Below are 763 nucleotides of genomic sequence, written 5' to 3'. Positions count from 1 at the left end.
ATGCAAGCACCAGAGTTCCAGTGTGAATTGAGGGCAGCTTTTTTTGCATAGACTTCAACGTAAAAATGACCGGGCCGCAACGTCTTGCTGCGAAGCCGCCTCAGGCTGTTGCGCGTCCGTGGCGAGCAAGCTGTTAACTGGGGTGCCAAGTGCCTACTTCTTTTTTAGCCTCTCAAGAAGTTCCGAAGTCGCCTGTTGAGATTCTATTTTGATCGCCTTGCGCCTCTTGAAGTCAAAGGCACGTCGAACGCTATGCATCGCCTTTTTTGCAGGGAACAGGAAAGCGTTCCATGCAAGCGGCAACGCGCGCCACGCCTTGTGGCCGTCCAGCGGTGCAACGGGAATCAGGTTGATGGCCCCCATCACCAGATTGACGTCTATGAAAACGAACAGGATAGGTGCGAAAAATTGCTCCCCAGCGGGGAATAGAAACCTCAGTGAGAACTTCGCAAGAACCGCGATCCCTAGCATGCAGAGTTGCGCAAGAACACCGCCCCAGGCGATAAAGAGGTCGCTGCGCTCATAGTACGGCTCCTCGTGCTCACATTGGCCGTGCAATGCGTAGAGCCGTATCGCATATACCTCCACCCGCTGCGAACGGGCCACCATGGCATGGCCAAGCTCGTGAGCGAGGAGAAGCAAGAGGTAAGCCATCAGCGTCACGAAAGCCCAAACGAGGCTCCCGTGTACCCACCAGTACCAAGGCACCCAAAGCAGAATGGTCCAGTGGAAGTAGAACGGAATTCGTCTCCACTTTCCGAAC

Annotated in this window: 1 protein-coding gene; it reads right to left on the bottom strand. The window is 54.9% G+C overall.

All coding sequences use genetic code 11. The features are described 5' to 3' along the window. Positions 1-153: 153 nt before the first annotated feature. Positions 154-763: metalloprotease (locus tag AC1D0Z_RS23365; RefSeq protein WP_477660504.1), on the bottom strand; the 610-nt coding region annotated here is incomplete at its 5' end.

The sequence above is a fragment of the Polaromonas sp. P1_E3 genome, from assembly GCF_056405935.1.
The sequence above is the reverse complement of the archived record's forward strand: the minus strand, read 5'-3'. Positions and strand labels throughout refer to the sequence as shown.